General features: G+C 62.7%; 14 protein-coding genes and 1 tRNA gene. 13 read left to right on the top strand and 2 right to left on the bottom strand.

From position 1 onward, the window contains the following. From TRD_RS00635 to TRD_RS00610, 5 genes are all read left to right on the top strand, one after another. Complete coding sequence (locus TRD_RS00635; RefSeq protein WP_012641545.1) at window positions 1-1,257, top strand: ribulose-bisphosphate carboxylase large subunit family protein; 1,257 nt, start codon at window positions 1-3, stop codon at window positions 1,255-1,257. Further along, a complete protein-coding gene (locus TRD_RS00630; protein WP_012641544.1) occupies window positions 1,257-2,582 on the top strand; it encodes a four-carbon acid sugar kinase family protein in 1,326 nt (441 codons plus the stop codon). Before TRD_RS00635 ends, TRD_RS00630 begins: the two co-directional genes overlap by 1 nt. 39 nt (window positions 2,583-2,621) lie before the next feature. Then, window positions 2,622-3,461: a phosphogluconate dehydrogenase C-terminal domain-containing protein gene (locus TRD_RS00625; RefSeq protein WP_012641543.1), complete on the top strand. Its 840-nt coding sequence runs from the start codon at window positions 2,622-2,624 to the stop codon at window positions 3,459-3,461. A gap of 52 nt (window positions 3,462-3,513) precedes the next feature. Beyond that, the gene (locus tag TRD_RS00620) at window positions 3,514-4,197 is read left to right on the top strand and encodes a GntR family transcriptional regulator (RefSeq protein WP_012641542.1); all 684 of its coding nucleotides are present in this window, start codon (window positions 3,514-3,516) and stop codon (window positions 4,195-4,197) included. 512 nt (window positions 4,198-4,709) lie between these two features. Further along, on the top strand, window positions 4,710-5,660 hold the full coding sequence (locus tag TRD_RS00610) for a site-specific integrase (protein ID WP_012641540.1): 951 nt from the start codon (window positions 4,710-4,712) through the stop codon (window positions 5,658-5,660). Window positions 5,661-5,687: 27 nt separating this feature from the next. Here TRD_RS00610 and TRD_RS00605 read toward each other — a convergent pair. Together TRD_RS00605 and TRD_RS00600 are read right to left on the bottom strand one after the other, a co-directional pair. Beyond that, window positions 5,688-5,770 (bottom strand) — tRNA-Leu (locus TRD_RS00605). Window positions 5,771-6,076: 306 nt separating this feature from the next. Then, on the bottom strand, window positions 6,077-7,612 hold the full coding sequence (locus tag TRD_RS00600) for a PucR family transcriptional regulator (RefSeq protein WP_012641539.1): 1,536 nt from the start codon (window positions 7,610-7,612) through the stop codon (window positions 6,077-6,079). A 293-nt stretch (window positions 7,613-7,905) separates the two neighbouring features. Here TRD_RS00600 and TRD_RS00595 point away from each other — a divergent pair, with 293 nt between their 5' ends. The 8 genes from TRD_RS00595 to TRD_RS00560 all read left to right on the top strand — a co-directional run bounded on the left by TRD_RS00595 (window position 7,906) and on the right by TRD_RS00560 (window position 17,898). After that, entirely contained in the window at window positions 7,906-8,403 is a 498-nt protein-coding gene (locus TRD_RS00595) for an SRPBCC family protein (RefSeq protein WP_012641538.1), read from the top strand. Window positions 8,404-8,441: 38 nt separating this feature from the next. After that, the gene (locus TRD_RS00590; RefSeq protein ID WP_012641537.1) at window positions 8,442-9,605 is read left to right on the top strand and encodes an NAD(P)/FAD-dependent oxidoreductase; all 1,164 of its coding nucleotides are present in this window, start codon (window positions 8,442-8,444) and stop codon (window positions 9,603-9,605) included. Between the two features lie 428 nt (window positions 9,606-10,033). Then, window positions 10,034-11,170 carry an aromatic ring-hydroxylating oxygenase subunit alpha gene (locus TRD_RS00585; RefSeq protein WP_012641535.1) on the top strand — a complete coding sequence of 379 codons (1,137 nt, stop codon included), beginning with the start codon at window positions 10,034-10,036 and terminating at the stop codon, window positions 11,168-11,170. Window positions 11,171-11,216: 46 nt separating this feature from the next. Further along, window positions 11,217-12,383, top strand: coding sequence for an NAD(P)/FAD-dependent oxidoreductase (locus TRD_RS00580; protein WP_012641534.1), 1,167 nt, complete (start codon window positions 11,217-11,219; stop codon window positions 12,381-12,383). 38 nt (window positions 12,384-12,421) lie between these two features. Further along, window positions 12,422-13,606 carry an ABC transporter substrate-binding protein gene (locus TRD_RS00575; RefSeq protein ID WP_012641533.1) on the top strand — a complete coding sequence of 395 codons (1,185 nt, stop codon included), beginning with the start codon at window positions 12,422-12,424 and terminating at the stop codon, window positions 13,604-13,606. A 406-nt stretch (window positions 13,607-14,012) separates the two neighbouring features. Next, a complete protein-coding gene (locus TRD_RS00570) occupies window positions 14,013-14,447 on the top strand; it encodes an acyl-CoA thioesterase (RefSeq protein ID WP_169302273.1) in 435 nt (144 codons plus the stop codon). Window positions 14,448-14,464: 17 nt separating this feature from the next. Continuing rightward, a complete protein-coding gene (locus TRD_RS00565; protein WP_012641531.1) occupies window positions 14,465-16,615 on the top strand; it encodes an acetate--CoA ligase family protein in 2,151 nt (716 codons plus the stop codon). Further along, window positions 16,615-17,898: an acyl-CoA dehydrogenase family protein gene (locus TRD_RS00560; protein ID WP_052294021.1), complete on the top strand. Its 1,284-nt coding sequence runs from the start codon at window positions 16,615-16,617 to the stop codon at window positions 17,896-17,898. The genes TRD_RS00565 and TRD_RS00560 overlap by 1 nt, the downstream gene beginning before the upstream one ends. Window positions 17,899-18,252 lie beyond the last annotated feature (354 nt).

The raw sequence follows: 18,252 nt of genomic DNA, 5'->3' as shown, positions 1-18,252 counted from the left end.
GTGTCCTTCGTTCGCGCCACGTATTATGTGGAAACCCCTCTGACGCTTGAAGCGGCCGCTGAAGCGCTGGCGAGCGAACAATCCACAGGCACTTTCATCGCGGTGCCGCTGGAAACGGCGGAACTCAAAGCCCGCTACCGCGCCCGTATCGAGCGAATCGAACTGATCGAAACCCGGTCTCGGCCGACGCTCCCCGGGAGTCGCCCGGCTTCGGGCAGCTACCAGTGCGGTTTCGTCGAGCTTGCCTTTCCCCTGGAAAATATGGGGTGCAACCTTCCCACGCTGATGGCTACTCTTGCAGGCAATCTGTTCGAGCTTTCTGAACTCTCCGCAATTCGCCTCGTCGATCTCGACCTCCCGGACGAGTTCGCGCAGGCCTACACTGGACCGCGCTTCGGTATCCAAGGAACGCGAGACATCGCTCAGGTCTACGATCGGCCGCTTATCGGCACGATCATCAAACCGAGCGTCGGGCTGTCTCCCGAGCAAACAGCTGTGGTCGTGCGAGAACTGGTCGAGGCCGGTATCGACTTCATCAAAGACGACGAGTTGATGGCCAATCCACCGCATAACCCGCTCCCCGCCCGCGCTCGCGCCGTGATGCGAGTGATTCGTGATTATGCCGATCGCACCGGGAAATATGTGATTTATGCCTTCAATATTTCTGATCGTCTGGAAGACATGATTCGACACATTGAAATACTAGTAGAGGAAGGGGCTCGCTGCTGTATGGTAAGCTTAAATTGGGTAGGAATAGCAGCCTTCGATTATCTTCGCCGTAATTGCCCACTGATCATTCATGGTCACCGCAATGGTTGGGGCATGATGACGCGCGCACCTGGTCTCGGGATGGACTTTCGGGCGTATCAAAAGATCTGGCGTCTCGCCGGTGTCGATCATCTCCATGTCAATGGGCTCGCCAACAAATTCTGGGAGCCGGACGACAGTGTCGTCCGTTCGATCCACGACATGCTGCAGCCGCTGTTCGGTGGGTACTTCGCCATGCCGGTCATCTCGTCCGGGCAATGGGGTGGACAGGCGCCCGATACCTATCGCCGTTGTCGGACTATAGATCTCCTGTACCTTGCCGGAGGTGGAATTTTTGCTCATCCGCACGGTGTAGCAGCAGGAATTCGGGCGATCCGCGAGGCGTGGGAAGCCGCAGTCGCGGGGATCTCGCTCGCAGAATACGCGCAAACCCATCCTGATCTCGCAGCAGCTCTCCATCACTTCGGCACGGCTCGGAGGGGGCGCTGATGTCGGTCGACTTCGCGTACATCGCCGACGACTTCACCGGAGCGACTGACGTGCTCGAGGCACTCGCTTCAGCCGGTGCCCGAGCCCGCCTCTACCTCGACTGCGCCCCGTCCGCTGTCGAGCCGGGGCTTCAGGCCATCGGTATCGCTACCACGGCTCGTGCGACAGCCGCGGCTGAGTTACCGAATGTCCTCGCTCCCCTGTTCGATGCGCTGGTCTCTCTTCAGCCAGCAATCGTCCAATACAAGGTATGCTCCACCTTCGATTCCTCGCCAGAAATCGGCAACATCGCCACGGTGATTTCCACAGCGTGGGAGCGCTTTCCATACCAGTCTGTGCTTCCTGTGATCGTCGGGGCACCACGACTCGGGCGGTGGGTCGTGTTTGGCAACCTCTTCGCTCGCTATGGGGTCACGGCGAAGATCTACCGGCTTGATCGGCACCCGGTTATGCGCTTCCATCCGATAACACCCATGGAGGAAAGCGATCTCGGGGTCATCTTGCACCACCAAGGGCTTCCCCACCCCGTCGAGTACCTGACTGTGCTCGACTACACTCTCGACCAGTCTACCTCGTTCGAGAAATTCCAGCGCACAGATCGAACGGTACTCATCGCCGACACCCTGCTCGAGGAGCACCTGACAACACTCGGCCGACTGGTTCTCGCAGCCCTTCGCACGCCGGCACTGGTCATCGGATCGAGCGGAGCGACTCAAGCGATCTGCAACGCTCTCATCGAAAGAGGGAAGTTCTGTGGAGAACCACTCCTTGCCGCACCCTATCCAGTCGACCCGGTCCTTGTCGTAAGCGGATCATGCTCGCGTGTGTCTGCAAACCAAACACAGCGAGCCATTCAAGCTGGTTTCTGCGAAATTGCTATCGTACCAGATAAATTACTCCACAATGATGCGTATATTGAGGAAGTAGCAGAAAAAATTGCGCAACAGTTGTGTCGCGGCAAGAGCGTGATCGCACACACCTGCAGCGGTCCTGATGATCCCCGCTTGCTGAACCGTCACTCGCCGTGGGAGCGCCTGCATCTCGGCCGTGAACTCGGTCGTCAGCTCGGCGAGCTTGTCGCCCGCGTTGCCGGGCGCGTCCCCGTCCGCCGCATCATCGTCACCGGTGGCGATACCTCAGGTTATGTCGCACTCGCCGCTGGCCTCAAGGCACTCGATCCGATCGCCGTAATCGCTCCGGGTGCGCCCCTTTGCCGTGCCTGCGCTCCGCAAACCTGCCTGGACGGCATCGAATTCTGTTTCAAAGGAGGACAGACAGGTCCTGAAGACTTCTATCTCATCGCGCGAGACGGCGTGAAGACGTGATCATTCGGTTCGAGGAAACTGGGAAGGAGGGAGTCCACTATGCAGGTTGCATTCCGCACGATCGGGATCGTCGGTGCTGCAGGTCGTATGGGTACCCGGGTTCGCACCCGTCTTGCCCAACGCCCTGAACTTGAGCTGCTCCTGGTCGATGTCGGCAAAGGAGCAGAGCAACTGCAGCAGGAAGGGTTACACGTTGTTTCCGGAGTCGAAGCAGCGCAGCGGAGCGATGTGCTCGTCCTTGCCGTTCCTGATAACAAAATCGCGGCAGTCGCCCAGGAGTTAGTTCCCTTCGTCCGCTCGGGTTGTGCAGTCCTGTACCTCGATCCGGCGGTACCCTTTGCTGGAGTCCTCCCCCAGCGCCCCGACGTGACCTACTTTGTCGTCCATCCGTCTCACCCTCCTCTCTTCCAGGATGAAGAAACACCGGAAGCACGACGCGACCACTGGGGAGGCATCGCGCCGCAATCGATCGTGTGCACCCTACTGCAAGGGCCTGAGGAGCATTACCAACCCTGCGAGCAACTCGCAAAGGAGATCTTCGCCCCGATTCGAGCTGCTTATCGCTTGAACATCCATCAAATGGCACTCCTCGAACCGATTCTGTCTGAGGCCATAGCCTATACATTACTTTCAGTTCTCCGTGACGCATATCACGAGGCCGTTGCCCGCGGCATCCCCGAACCGGCTGTTCGGGACTTCCTGCTTGGACACATCCGCGTCGAGCTCGCTATACTGTTCGGCGAAATACAGTGGCGTCCATCCGATGCCGCTGAGCGCGTTCGCATGTGGACGTATCCGCGTCTCATCAAAGAAAACTGGCGGAGACTCTTTGACGATGATCAGCTACACGAATGCGTGCAAATCATCTTGGAGAGTTGATGCCACGATCCAAGTTTCCTAATCAATGCTTAACAGTTACTGGAGGAATTCAATGCCTGCTGGTCTCGGGAACTCCCGGGGACATCGGCAACTCTTGCACCAACAAGCGTACGAAGTGATCCGGAACGCTATCGTCCAGAGCGACTTGCCTCCGGGATCGGTTGTCTCCGAACGAACGCTCTCCGAGCAGTTCGGTTTCGGGCGAGCCCCGATCCGAGCCGCAATACAACGGCTCGCTGCTGAAGGATTTCTGCTGATCGTGCCGCAACAGGGAATTATCGTCGCGAGCCCCTCCCTCGAAGAGGTCCGAGACCTCTTCGAGTTGCGCGTTGCACTGGAGTCATACGTCGTCCGTCGCTTAGCTCTGGAACCTCAGGAGGTGGATTTCGTCCACCTCGAGCTGTTACTGGAGAAACAGGAAAAAGCCGCGCAGGAACAAAACGTCCGACTCTACCGACAACTCGATGTGGATTTCCACCTTTTCCTGGCGCACTCGCTCGGGAACAGCGAACTGTACTCCTCGATGGAGCGCTTGAGCGATCGACTCCATCGCATCATCGCGTCTGTCATTTCGAGACGCCCTGCCCGGATGCTCGACAGTACGATCGAGCATCGAGCGATTGTCCAGGCCATCGCCACGGGCGATCCGGATGCAGCGGAAATGGCTATGATCACCCACCTCGACTGGGCTTGGAATTTTCTCACAGGAGGCCATCTCCCTCGTCACGGCCGTTAACCTCTCACGCGGCTCTATTTTCGTAAACGACACTCCTGCCACGACAGCTTGTACTGATCCTACTCACATCCCTTTTCTCTTCTTCTTGTCTGCTGCGCTCGTCTTGTCTGCTGCGCTCGGGGCCATTGCTCGTCTTCATGTTCATTGCGTACGGGCACGTCTTGCCTGGATTCTTCGTGATCCCCTCGCCGCTGTGTTTAGGCAGAAACCTTTCCTGTCGCACATATCCTCATGCTTGACCGCCACTGCTCAATCAACGCTGCTGCAATCGCGGTTCAGAAGACACTCGACTGATTCGATCATGTCGTCGGGGACTAGGCTGACCTCGTCATTCGGCGCTCCATGTACGGCTCTTCTGATCATGACGACCACAACGGCGATACGGATGCTCGTCAGTGAGAGCACCTTACCCAGCGCGAGGCGCTCAAACTCCTCCAGAAGCTGCACGAAGAGCATGAACGGGGAGTGCTGGCCCATGGTCGGCCGCCGACGCTCGCACAGTTCCTGTCGCAGTGCCTTGCGGCCGGCGCACGAGCCTGCGGCCGCGCACCTGGGCTGGCTACGAGTCGATCGTGCGGGTCCGGATCATTCCGGCGCTCGGCCGCCTGCCCCTCGACAAGGTGGAGCCGCAGGTCCTGCAGGCCTTCGCCAGTCAGCTCCTCACGCAGGGGTTGAGTGTCCAGTCCGTCCAGAACACGCATCCGCTCCTCCACCGGCCCTTCGCCGACGCCGTCAAGTGGGGCCTGCTCGGGCGCAACCCTTGTGACCTGGTAGACCTGTCGCGGGCGAGCCGGCTGCAGCTTCGTGCCCTCACTGCCCCCGAGGTCGCGCGGTTACTTGCCACCTGTGCGGACGATCCCCTGGGGCCGCTCGTCACCGTCGCTGTCCTGTCCGGGTTGCGACTGCGCGAGTTGCTGGCCCTCCAGTGGGGCGATATCGACTGGGAACGGAGCGAACCCTCGGTGGTCCGGTCACTGCAGCGGGTGCGCGGTCAGGGTTTGGTGGTGGTGCCACCGAAGACCGCGGCCTCCCGCCGGCGCGTTCCCCTGTCACCGCTGGCACTCGAGGCGCTGCGACGCCAGCGGCGACACCAGGTCGAATGGCGGCTGGCGGCCGGGCCAACCTGGGCCGAAGGGGACTGGGTGTTTACCAGCGTGCGGGGGGTGCCGCTCGACCCGGCCGAGACGACGCGGCGCTTCCACCGCCTGCTCGAGCGCGCAGGACTGCCCCACCGGCGCTTCCACGACTTGAGGCACACCACGGCGTCCTTGCTCCTGGCCGACGGGGTGCACCCGAAGGTGGTCGCCAGTATCCTGGGGCACAGTACGGTCCAGGTCACGCTGGATGTCTACTCGCGTGTCACGCCGGGGCTCGCGCGCCAAGCCGCGGAACGCTTGCAGCAGCTCGTTGCTAACTCAATTGCTCACTCGGCGCTCGCGTCGCGGGAAGAGGGTGGCCGATGAGCGGTCGATTTGCCTGTCCTGGTGCGGTGCCGGAGGTGGGACTCGAACCCACACGGGGTCGCCCCCAGCGGTTTTTGAGACCGCCGCGTCTGCCGTTCCGCCACTCCGGCGTCACTCCTTGTAAGTATAACCGCTCGTTCTTCTGAGCGGCAGTGCGCACCCCCATGCGTACAGAGAGCCGACGGCATCGACGCAAGGGCTTCCGTGAGACGACGGTGACCGGTCGTTGGCCGGTCAACCATCACACGTCTGCGTAGCCTGTCCACCACCCGCTCGACCTCGTGGCTCGCCCAGCCGGCCACGGTTCTGCTCGTGTCCGTGGGAGCCAGATGAAGCACAACACGCCACCAGCTGCGACCCCGCTTCGCCCATCATCGACACCGGCCCGTTCTCGCCTCCACAACCGTGCCTTTCCACTAGTCGACCACCGATCCCTGTGGGGCTGAGTTGCTGGCATCAGCACCCAAAATCTGAGCCGCTCGCATCGCGAGCCAGAGGGTGGCCAGATCATCCAACCGGTCGACGCGCAATCCCGTCAGCATTTCCACCCGTCGCAAGCGATAGAGCAGTGTCTGGCGATGGATGCTCAGCCGACGGGCCGTCTCGCTCCATGATCCGTTGCAGGCGAGGAAGGTGCGCAACGATGGCAGGAGTGCCGTGCCGTGGGTGGCGTCGTACGCTTGCACGGGAGCCACCACCCGCGCGACCAGTTCCTGAGCTGCTTCGAGCGAAAGGGGCCAGCCGAGCGCACCGCCACGCACCGCTGCATACCGCTGCAGTCCGCGCTCCTGCACATGCGCTGCCCAGCGAGCCTCTACCACAGCCACTGGTATCCGGCTGAGCGAGCGGATCGGATCGCTCCACCCGATCGCCCGATCGGTCGCGAGCGCCCGCATCACCTCGAGCGCATCCGACGAGTCGGGTAGCAGCACGAGAAAGTAACCATCCCGCCGGATGACGGCGTGGGGAACGAACTGTCCCTCGAGCATGGTGTGCAGCTCCTCGAGCCTCACAGCGAGTTCTGGCACGGCAGCGATCGCATACGGTGGTTCGGGAAAGCCATGCTCGCGGAGCAAGAGCTCATGAGCGAGGTCCGGGTTCAGGCGCTGGTCGACGAGCTGAGCGAGCAGCTCACCCGCCAGGCGTCGCTGCCGCTCCCTTTCGACCGCCTTGCGTTCCAACGCGAGCGCAACGACCGTCGCCACATGCCGCAGGACGACGACATCGTGACCGCGTCGCCGATCCTTCGGCACAACGACTAGGAACGTTCGACCACGTGTCGGAACGGGCAACGCGATAGCCCCACTGGCGAGCTCGGGCAACTGCACCACGGCGGGGAGCTGCCCTTCTGGATAGCGCTCAACGGCGCGCCGCACCGCCCGCAGGAACTCCGGCTCGGGAACCGTCACTGGCAGGAGTTCCTGGCCGAGTACGAGGTCGAGGACGATGAGTCGGGCAGCCAGGATCCGCTCCAAGCGTCCCCGCAGTTCCGCGTCCTCGGCTGTCCCGTGCACGACGAGCCGCGCGACCTCATAGATCTGCACGGTGCGACGCAGGCGCTCATGTTCGTCGCCCAGATTGGCGTCAGCCACCACCCGAGAGACGGCGACAAACGGCACATCGTAGGCCGCGAGCAGAACCGGTACGGCAAGGCGATCAGCCGTCTCCAGCATGGCATCCGACAGGGCTGGGGCCCGCATCCCCTCGCAGATCATGAGCCCGCTCAGACGAGCCCGAGCGAGACGCTCGATGTACGCGACTTGCCCAGCCTCATCCCGGGGTATACCGATCCCGACGGTCATGACGAGTTCACCACCACTCAGCCAGACCGTTGGATCCTCCAGTTCGCAAACATGGGCCCAGGTGATCACCCGGTCGAGGCCAGCTGCACCCGCTACCAGGCGGGTCTTCAACTCTGGATGTTCGAGCAGCTCGCGCACCGTGATGCCCATAGCACCTCGCAATGCACCTGCCAACGCGATCGTCCGCTGAGCCCTTCGACGATATTCCTCACTGAAAGCCCGTGACGGTCTCGGCCGCTCATCCCTGTGACTCGCATCACCCGGCCTGCACGGTTAAGGATACCGGACGGTTCGTTGCGATCGTCCAGGAAATCCCTGCCGCTTCGTGCAACTGTGGGATTACTCGACCATCTCTCTCCACCTCACACTGGCTATGAAGCGACCGGAACCGTCAGGGGAGAACGACAGAGGCGGAACGACGACGAGCGAGAGGGGAGGCGAGCGTGTCCGCACGGGGAGAACACGGCGGGGACGTTACAGCAGGGGCGGAGACGCTGCTCCCTGCCTCGCGGGAACGAGTGTGGCAGTTTCGCCTGGATATCCCGCTTTCCACGCGCTGCCTGCCTGGCGTCCACGACGTCGTCCAGGTCGGAGAGCGCACGTTTCGCGGGTCGGTGCGCTTTCGGGCCGGCTTCGTGCAGTTCGCCTGCGATGCCACCGTCGAGCTCACCGAGTTGATTCCCCCAGAGCGGATCCGCCTGACTGCCCTGGCGACTGATCCACTGACACGAGAAACGGTGACTGCTCATGCCGTTGCCGAACTTCGAGAAGACGGCGAGCGAACGGCGATCCGCTACACGCTCACGGTCTCGAGTCCTGGGCTCTTCGGCAGTCTCGGCTGGCGCATGCTGGAAGAGGTGAATCGCCGGATGATCGACGCATTCTTCCGCTGTGTCGAACGGACCCTGCTCAGCGAACAGCCGGTCGAGACGCACGAGTGAACGAGAGTGCCTCGCGCAGCAGGGAAAGGAGCGAGCACATGAGTAGCGACGACGTCGTGATCGTCGGCGGTGGAAATCTCGGTCTCTGGACCGCCTACCACCTGGCCCAGCGAGGGGTACGTCGGATCCTGGTCTGCGAACGGTATTGGGCCGGGTACGGCGCCACTGTGCGCTCGGCTGGGATCATGCGGCAGCAAGGCGGTTCAGAAACCGCCGTGAAACTCGGGAAATGGTCGCGCGAGCTGTACCGAAAGCTGGGCCAGGAACTCGGGCTGGACAGTGGCTTCCGTGAAGTCGGCTACTACGTCGTCGCCTCTAGTCCCATGGAAAAAGCGGTGTTCCAGCGCCTGGTAGAACTGCGAACTGCTCACGGCGTTCCGAACGAATGGTTGGATCCAGAGGATCTCGCTCGGCGCCTGCCCTATGTCGACTGGAGCCGATTCGCCGGTGCGACTTACACGCCCAACGATGGCTATGTCGAGCCAGCGATCATCGTTCGCAACATCGTCATGGCCGTGCGTGCAGCCGGCGTCGAGCTGCTCGAGCAGTGCGAGGTCCAGGGGATCGAGCCGCTCACCAGTGGTTATCGAGTCGAGACGTCGCGAGGCGTATTCGAGACGGAACGGGTGATCGATGCTGGCGGCCCACGCGGTGCCCGGCGGATCGCCGAGTTCGTGGGGATCGATGTACCGGTGGCTGCTTCCCGGCACATGGTGATCTCCTTCCCGGAGCGACCGCCCGACATGCCGGCGAACTTTCCGATGATGTTCGTTCTGGCTGCTGGCTTTTACCTACGCCCGGACGAGCAGGGAGTGCTCTTGGGGTTTTCGAATCCCTTGGAGCAACCGGACCCGAGCGATCGCTACCTTCTGGAATTCGACTGGGACTATTTCGAGAAGCTCAAGCCGGAGTGGGAAGCGACCATCCCCAGCTTGGCAGGGAAGGCGATCGGTCGAGCTTGGACCGGATCGATCGATTACACACCGGATCAGCTTCCCATCATCGACGAGCCGCGCTTCGGCTTCTACGTGCTCGCCGCGGGTGGACATGGGATCATGTGGGGGCCGGCTCTCGGCATGAAGATGGCGGAATTGGTCACGGAGGAGCGCTTGAGCGATCTCGACCCGGAGGAAGTGCGCTTGCGGCGCTTTACGGAAGGTCGGATGGCCACCGACGCCATTCATCTCCCCTTCCCGCACTGAGCGCCCGGTCGACTCTCCCCAAACCGACCGTCAGCGGGGGGCAGCGTGGTCCATCACGCTGTCCCCCGCTCGATTGGTCGAGGTGCTTCCGAGAACCGGTACCGTGCTCGCGATTGCCGGCTTCCCTCGGGCTGGGTCCACCGCGCGACGACGAGTGGTGCGGGCTGTCACCGATGGGGAGGAGCGCTCGCTGGGACGAGCCGGCTGTCGCCTGACGAGCGTGCCGGTAAAGCGCTTCTCAGCCATACCCCTGTTCGTCCTCGTGCATCTGTACGAAGCTTTTCGACAATCTTTCGACGCTCCGTGGATTGCCAGCAGGGACTCCAATCAGTATACGTAGTGACGGAAGATCTCCCAGTCGTGGCAAAGATGAGGATGGATCCTTCGGTTTCGGCTTCTTGATCGATCGCGCGCAGCGGAGGTGAGTCGTGAAGGTCGAGAGCATCTCGCTCGTCCCTACTTTGCCGGGCCGCTACTACGTCGATCCGGCGATCTACGCGCGCGAACAGGAGCGGATTTTCGGCCGCCTCTGGACCTGCATCGGGCTCGCCCAGTCGTTAGCCGAGCCTGGCCAGTATCTCACCACCCAGCTCGCCGGTGAGCCCTTGCTGGTCATCCGCGGTCACGATGGCGAGTTGCGGGCCTTCCTGAACGTCTGCCGCCATCGCGGAGCGCGACTCTGCACCGAGTCCCGCGGATGTCTGGAATCGCGCGTGATCCAGTGCCCCTATCATGCCTGGAGTTATGCCCTCGATGGACGCCTGATCGGCGCACCGAACATGCGGGACGTGCCCGAGTTCTCCCCGGAGCGATATGGGCTCGTGCCCGTGCCGCTCGCAGTCTGGGAAGGGATGATCTGGGTCAACCTCTCGAACGACCCTCCGCCGGTCGAGTCGCAAATCGTGCCTCGGATCATCGAGCGACTGGGAGATCGTGCGATCTTCGATCGGTATGGGGTCGGCCAGCTCCGCATCGGGGCAACGCTGACCTACGATGTGCAAGCCAACTGGAAGCTCATCGTCGAGAACTTCATGGAGTGTTACCACTGTGCCGTCGTCCACCCGGAGCTGAGTCGGCTCGTCCCGAGCTTCCGCGCCGGTTACGCCTACCAGGAAGGGGTCGGGGCCACCTTCGCTGAGGGGGTCGAGACACTGACACTGACTGGCAAGCGCACGCGCCCGCTCTTGCCTGGCCTGCGCCCCGAGGACGATCGCACCTACTATGGCATGGTCCTGGTACCCAACATCTTCGTCAACTTGCATCCGGACTACGTACTCATTCATCGCTTGGAGCCGCTCGACGTCGGACGCACATTGGTGCACTGCGACTGGCTGTTCGATCCGGCTATCGTGGCCACTCCGGATTTCGATCCCAGCGATGCGGTCGAGCTCTGGGATCTCGTCAACCGGCAGGACTGGGCGATGTGCGAGCGGTGCCAGCTGGGCGTCGGCTCGCGGGTCTATGCGGAAGGAGGCGTCTTCGCACCGATCGAAGCGCATATCCGCCGTTTCAACGATTGGGTACTCACGCAACTCGGCGACGTCGCGACTGACTCATCGACCTGAGGCAGGCAGTCGAGCGAGAGGAAAGCGGTGAAAGGAGCGACGGGCGATGCCGTCCTACGATGTGCTGATCATCGGTGGTGGAAACCTCGGACTGTGGACAGCGTATTTTCTCGCGAAGCGCGGTCTGCATCGAATCGCCGTTTGCGAGCGCTACTGGGCCGGGTTCGGTGCCACCACGCGCTCGGCTGGGATCGTGCGCCAGCAGGGCGGTTCAGAAACCGCCGTGAAACTCGGGAAATGGTCGCGCGAGCTCTATCAGGAATTGGGCCGCGAATTGGGACTCGGAAGCGGCTTCGTGGAAGTCGGCTACTACGTGCTCGCCTCGACACCGGAAGAACGAGCAGCCTTTCAGGAACTCGTGACCTTGCGCCAGCGCTGCGGGGTCGAAAATACCTGGCTCGAGCCGAGCGAGCTCGCTCAGCGCCTTCCCTTCGTCGACTGGAGCCGCTATCTGGGCGCGACGTACACACCGAACGACGGCTTCGTCTACCCGCACATCGTGGCACGCAACATTACGCACGCCGTTCTCCGCGCCGGCGTCGCGCTCTTCGAGGAGTGCGAGGTCCAGGAGATCGAGCCGCTGGCCAGCGGCTACCGCGTGAGGACAACGCGGGGCACCTTCGAGGCCGAGCGCGTCGTCGATGCCGCCGGTCCACGCGGTGCCCGCCGGATCGGCGAACTGGTCGGCATCGACGTGCCAGTTTCGGCAGCTCGACATCAGATCGTGAGTTTCCCGACGAGGCCTGCCGACCTGCCGGCGAACTTCCCCATGCTCTTCGTGCTCGCCAAGGGATATTACTTGCGTCCCGACGAGCACGGTCTCCTCTTGGGGATGAGCAACCCGGCGGAACAGCCGGACCCGACCGATCGCTTCCTCCTGGAATTCGACTGGGACTATTTCGAGCGACTCAAGCCCGACTGGGAAGCGACGATACCGGCACTCCGTGGCTTGCCGATCGGGCGAGCCTGGACCGGTTCGATCGATTACACGCCGGACCATCTTCCTATCATCGATGAGCCACGCTTCGGCTTCTACGTGTTGGCCGCGGGTGGACACGGCATGATGTGGGGACCAGCGCTCGGTATGAAGATGGCCGAACTGATCCTGGACGAGCGCGTGAGCGACCTTCCCGACGAGGAAATCCGGCTCAGCCGCTTCCAGGAACCTGGCAAAGTGCGCGATGCCATCGCGCTTCCTTTCCCGACCCGTTGAGAGCACTGTGCATGGCTCAGACGAGGAGGAGGTGTACCATGGCTGATCGGATCGATGCCCTGCTCCAGTTCCTGGCGCGCCAGCAGCGCCTCCGCCGCCGCGAGCTACTCGGTGGCCTCCTGGCAGCCGGCACGCTCGCTGCCTGCCGGCAGGCGGCCACTCCGACACCGACTCCGGCCCCAGCCGCGACACCGACGCCTGCTGCCCAGGCGCCGGCGGGTGAATTCGCGGTTCCTGGCTATGACGATCCCAACCGCTGGAAGGGCCGCAGTATCGTCGTCACCTCCTGGGGCGGCGCTCTGCAGGATGCCCTGCGCAAGACGATCTACCAGCCCTTCTCGCGTCTCACCGGCTGTCAGATCGTCGAAGATACGACCGACGAGGCCAAGCTGCGAACCATGGTCGAGTCCGGCACTGTCGAGTGGGACGTGGTCGATGTCGGGACCGAATCGGTCATCCCGATGGGTCGCCTCAACCTGCTGGAGCCACTCGACTACAGCAAGATCGATACGACCGATATCTTTCCGGAACTCGTGCTCGAACACGGCGTCGGTTACTTCTATTACTCGACGTGTCTCGCCTACCGGAAGGACAAGTTCCCGGACAAGCCGCCCCAGAGCTGGGCCGATTTCTGGGATGTGCAAGGTTTCCCTGGGCCGCGTGCATTCCAGAAGTACATCCAGTGGGGACCGCTCGAGGCAGCCCTCCTGGCCGACGGAGTACCGATCGACCAACTCTACCCGCCGGATGTCGACCGTGCCTTCCGTGCACTCGACCGCCTCAAGCCACACGTGACTGTCTGGTGGGAGGCGGGTGCCCAACCGGCTCAACTCCTCACCGATGGCGAGGTCTATCTCACCGATGCCTGGATCGCCCGCATCCAGTTCTTGATCGAGCAAGGTTCCACGGTCCTCGGTTACACGTGGAACCAGGGACGGCTCTCGAGCGACTCGCTGGTCATCCCGCGCGGCTCCAAGAACGTGGATGTCGCCCACGACTTCATCAACTTCGCCTTGCGTCCGGAGGTACAGCGGGCCTTCGCGCTGGCCTATCCGGACGGCCCAGCCAACAAGCGGGCGTTCGAAGCCTTGCCCGCAGAACGCGTGGCCGTGTTGCCGAGTGCGCCACAGAACAAGGCGCTCCAGGTCTATCCGGACTATCAGTGGTGGGCCGATCACCTCGACGAGGTCGTCGAGCGCTTCAATAGCTGGATCGCTCGCTAGCACCATCGTCCAGCGCTGCAGGTACGCCGGACACCACCTGGCTTCGGTGTCCGGCGTACCGCTGGCTGGAACGGATCCACCTACGGGGTCGATACACCGCGTTTCCTCGGGTACAACGAGGGAGGAGAGATGCCTTCCGCTACTGGTGAGATGGGCCGAGTTCGAGAGCCGATCAGTTTCATACGCCTGACACATGCATCCCTCCTGTCACCATACGCGGCGCGAATTGAGCGGGAGCACCGTTTCGCTATGCTTTACTCGAGCAGCAGCTTCGTTCCACCGAATCGATCGGATCGCCAACACGATGCCAGTAACGGCCAGTCAAAGGAAGTGACGCGCTCCCGATCATCCGTTCACGCGAACATGGTCAGGATCAGCTGCTCGAGCGTCTGACGGGAAAATGATGATGCAGGCCGAACTCGAATCGTTCCGCTTCTGGTACCCCTGGCGAGTGCGCTACCGTGACTGCGACATGCAAGGGATCGTCTACTTCAGTGTCTATTTCGAGTACGTCGAGCAGGCGATCATGGAGTACTTTCGGCAAATCGGTGTCCCGATCGGCAAGACGATCCACGAGGGATCGTTCGACTGGGCGTTCGCGCATGCCGAGATCGACTATCGGGCGCCGGTCGCCTTCGATGACCTGGTTTCGATCGGGATCCGCATCCCGAAGCGTGGGCGATCCAGTTTCGAGGTGCACTTTGCAGTCGTCGACGCAGCGCGCGAGCGCGTCCATGCTCACGGTCGTCTCGTGCTCGTTTGCTACGACAGCCGGTCTCGACGGTCCTGCCCATTGCCCGATTTCGTCCGGGAAAAGATCGAGGCGTTCGAGGGTGCATGATGCACGAGCAGAGAACAGTGCAATCGGAGATGCTGGCCCCGCTGTTGCGACCGCGCAGCATCGTCGTCGTCGGCGCGAGCCCGCGGCGGCGCATGGCCCGGACTGTCCTCTCCAATTTGCGAACCTTCGGCTTTCGCGGTCCAGTGTGGGCACTGCATCCCAGTGGTGAGGCGGTCGAGGGGTTCCCCTGCTTCCGCACAGTCGAGGACCTCCCCGAAACGCCTGACTGCGCAGTGATCGCCCTCTCACCGGAAAATACCCTGCAGGCGTTTCGCGCACTCGCTGAGCGAGGAGTGCGGGCTGCGGTTCTACTCGGCTCCGGTTTCGCCGAGGCGGGTCCCTCAGGCTTGGCGATTCAGCAGGAAATCACCGCCATCGCCCGCGACCGCGGCATCGCCGTCTGTGGTCCCAATTGTCTGGGGTTGGTCACTCCGGACGCACGAGCAACCTTGACCGGCTATCACCTGCCAGGCGACCTGGCGACCGGTCCGGCCGCTGCGGTCGTGCAGAGCGGTTCCGTCTTTTGGTCCTTGGCCCACAACACGCGGTCACTCCGCTTTCGCTACCTGGTCTCGAGCGGGAACGAAGCCGTCCTGACTGCGGCCGATTACTTCGCGGCCGCCTTGTCCGACCCCCACGTGCGTCTTCTCGTCGGCTTCCTCGAAGTCGTGCGCGATGGCGAGCGGTTCCTGGACGTGATCCAGGCCGCTCATGCGCGTTCTGTCCCGATCGTCCTGCTCAAGGTCGGTCGCTCGGAATTGGCCCGCGCGACGGTTCTGGTGCACACCGGCGCGATCGCTGGCTCGGACGCGATCTTCCGCGATATCATGCGCCAATACGGCGTGATCCTGGTCGAGACGCTCGACGAGCTGTACGACACGGCTGAATTTCTGCTCGCTGGGCGCTGGCCACGGAGCTTCCGCGTCGGCGTGGTGACCGATAGTGGAGGAGAGAAAGCGCTCATCGCGGACTGGGGAGAGCGGATCGGCCTCGAGTTCCCACCCTTGTCACCCAAAACTGCCGAACGACTGCGGACGGTTCTGGCTCCGTACGTCAAGCTCGAGAATCCGCTGGACGCCTGGGGTTCCGGCAACTTCGACGAAGTCTACCCGGCCACGTTGGCCGCCTTCGCCGAAGACCCGAACATCGAGACCATTGTCTTGGGAACCGACATGGTGCGGGAAACCGAGGAAGCGCACCTGTATGCCGAGGCGATGCTCGCTTTGCGCGAGCGCACCGCGAAGCCACTCGCTGTGGTCACCAATCAGGCAACGGGGCTCGATTGCACGGAAGTGCAGCGCCTCCGCGCGGCCGGGATTCCCGTTTTGCAAGGAACCGAATACGGGTACCGCGCGATCGCTCATGCAGCGCGCTACAGCCAGTGGCGAGCCAGCGCACCGGACTCGCTCGCTCCACCGTCCTCCCTCGGGGAGATTCGCCAGGAGATCGAGCGCTGGCATCAGCGTGCCACGCGGTCAGCACACGATCAACCGGTGACGCTGACCGAGTACGAAGCGAAGCAGATCCTCGCACGTATCGGCTTGCCTATCCCGAGCGAACGCTGGGTGACCTGCCTGGAGGAAGCACTCGCGGCAGCCGACGAGATCGGGTTTCCGGTCGTGCTCAAGGCACAGGGACCGAACTTGCTCCACAAGAGCGACCTCGGAGCGGTCCGGCTCGGTATCAGTGATCGCCAGGCGCTGATCGAGGCATGGCAGGGGATGGTCGAGACCCTCGCGGCCACACCATCGCTGGAGGTCACCGGCTATCTGGTTCAACGACAAATTCCGCACGGGCTGGAGCTTCTCCTCGGATGCCTCCGCGATTCGACGTTCGGCATGGTGGTGAGTGTCGGTCTCGGCGGTGAGTTCGTGGAGATCTGGCGAGATGTCGTCTATCGCAAGGCCCCGGTCAGTCCAGAGGAGGCGGATCGGATGCTCAGCGAACTGCGGGGCGCAGCCCTGCTGGCTGGTCATCGACGGCTGGCTCCACGTGACCGCCGTGCGGCGGCCGAGGCCATCGCTCGTTTCAGCTGGTTCGCCGTGGCAGCGGCTGACCTGATCGAGGTCGCGGAAGTGAATCCGCTCATCGTGCTCGAGGAAGGACGAGGTGCGTGGGCAGTCGACAGTCTGATCGTTCTGCGTGCTCCGGAAAGGAGGGATGGGTGATGGATGGCGTCCGGGCAGAGGTTCTCGAGTTCGTCGAGGAGACCAAGCGCTACGTCTATGAGGAGCTGATGCCGCTCGAAGACGAGATCGAGCGGACAGACTACCTTCCCCCGGAGGTCATCGCCGATGTGGCCAAGCGTGGCTACTTCGGCATGACGATTCCCAAAGAGTACGGGGGTCTCGGCTTCAACCTGCTCGAAACGTGCATGGTCCTGGAGCAGATCCACAAGGCCCCTCTGGCTATCGGCTACGTGGTGGACCTCAACAACGGCATCGGCAGCCTGGCCATCCTGCATGGTGGAAGCGAAGAGCTGAAGCGCGAGTACTTGCCCCGCCTTGCACGTGGGGAGATCATCGGCGTTTTCGCCATGAGCGAGCCGCAGGTCGGGTCGGACGGCCAGGGCATCTCCACCCGCGCCGAGTGGCGTGACGGCTACTGGGTACTCAACGGCGTCAAGTACTGGATCACCTGGGCAGAGCGGGGCGATGTCTTCACAGTCGCCGCGGCGACCGATCCCGGCAAGGGTGCTCACGGCGGGATCAGCGTGTTTCTCGTTCCCAAAGGGACGCCCGGAATGCGGGTCGCGCGTCGACAGAAGATGATGGGCAACGCTGGCATCGACGAGAGCGTCCTCGTCTTCGAGGATTGCAAGGTTCCAGCAGAAAACCTGTTGGGTGAACTCGGTTGGGGCTTCCGGCTGCTCATGCGCACGCTCGACGAAGGGCGCGTCAAGTGCTGCTCGCTCGCGATCGGCTATGCCGAGCGCGCCTGGGAACTCGCTATGGCCTATGTGAAGCGGCGGCAGGCCTTCGGTCAGCGGCTGGCTGACTTTCAGGGCATCCAATGGCAGCTCGCGGAAGCTGCGACGACGATCTGGCTCTCTCGCCTGGCCATGTACGAGGCAGCGCGCAAGATCGATCGCGGCGAGTTCGCCGCCAAGGAAGCAGCGATGGCCAAGCTCTACTCCACGGAAGCGTGCCAGCACGTCGTCGATACGGCAGTGCAACTCTTCGGTGCGCGCGGCTATTGCCGGGATTACCCGCTCGAGCGCATCTACCGCAACTATCGGAGTCTCCGCATCGTGGAAGGAACCAGCGAGATCCAGCGGCGCATCATCTGGAAGCAGATGTCCAAGCTCTACGATCCGGAGCGCGCACCAGATGAACGGACACGCGAACACGCGATCCGCGTCGAGCGCATGCTCGAGCGCGCGTTAGCAGTCGATCGCCCCTATCAGGATTGGGGCTTCCGGTATCTTGACGAGGTGGCAGCTGACGACTGAGAGCGTTCTCGCTCGCCGTGCGCTTTCGAGCGAATCGTCGCCGGATGGCACGGGAGGCGTGCATCGCTGATCGCGCCTCCCGTGTTCGCTGCTCTCACGGCCTGTGCAGATGACGACCCGCCTCACTCGGTAAGAGGATCGACGAGGACTCGCCACACGAACCGGGTCGGCGATCGTTCTGCGGTGCGACGGTGCACGGCTGGCATCGATGAGTTCGCACGGCAGGAAGAGAGTGAGCCCACGTCACGGAGCAGGCACGCGCTCATGAGCGCGTCCCGTGACGCCTGCGCCGCCGGCCATTTCCGAGACAATCGGTGTGGTAGTATGTTGCCGATGAACAGTTCGGCCGCGAAG

Source organism: Thermomicrobium roseum DSM 5159, from assembly GCF_000021685.1.
GTDB lineage: Bacteria > Chloroflexota > Chloroflexia > Thermomicrobiales > Thermomicrobiaceae > Thermomicrobium > Thermomicrobium roseum.
The sequence above is the reverse complement of the archived record's forward strand: the minus strand, read 5'-3'. Positions and strand labels throughout refer to the sequence as shown.

What these genes read in the sequence shown, in the direction of transcription:
- TRD_RS00625 (WP_012641543.1), top strand. Translation starts at nt 2,622, where the DNA reads ATGCAGGTTGCATTCCGCACGATCGGGATCGTCGGTGCTGCAGGTCGT.
- TRD_RS00560 (WP_052294021.1), top strand. Translation starts at nt 16,615, where the DNA reads ATGGATGGCGTCCGGGCAGAGGTTCTCGAGTTCGTCGAGGAGACCAAG.
- TRD_RS00620 (WP_012641542.1), top strand. Translation starts at nt 3,514, where the DNA reads ATGCCTGCTGGTCTCGGGAACTCCCGGGGACATCGGCAACTCTTGCAC.
- TRD_RS00590 (WP_012641537.1), top strand. Translation starts at nt 8,442, where the DNA reads ATGAGTAGCGACGACGTCGTGATCGTCGGCGGTGGAAATCTCGGTCTC.
- TRD_RS00570 (WP_169302273.1), top strand. Translation starts at nt 14,013, where the DNA reads ATGCAGGCCGAACTCGAATCGTTCCGCTTCTGGTACCCCTGGCGAGTG.
- TRD_RS00580 (WP_012641534.1), top strand. Translation starts at nt 11,217, where the DNA reads ATGCCGTCCTACGATGTGCTGATCATCGGTGGTGGAAACCTCGGACTG.
- TRD_RS00600 (WP_012641539.1), bottom strand. Translation starts at nt 7,612, where the DNA reads ATGGGCATCACGGTGCGCGAGCTGCTCGAACATCCAGAGTTGAAGACC.
- TRD_RS00630 (WP_012641544.1), top strand. Translation starts at nt 1,257, where the DNA reads ATGTCGGTCGACTTCGCGTACATCGCCGACGACTTCACCGGAGCGACT.
- TRD_RS00575 (WP_012641533.1), top strand. Translation starts at nt 12,422, where the DNA reads ATGGCTGATCGGATCGATGCCCTGCTCCAGTTCCTGGCGCGCCAGCAG.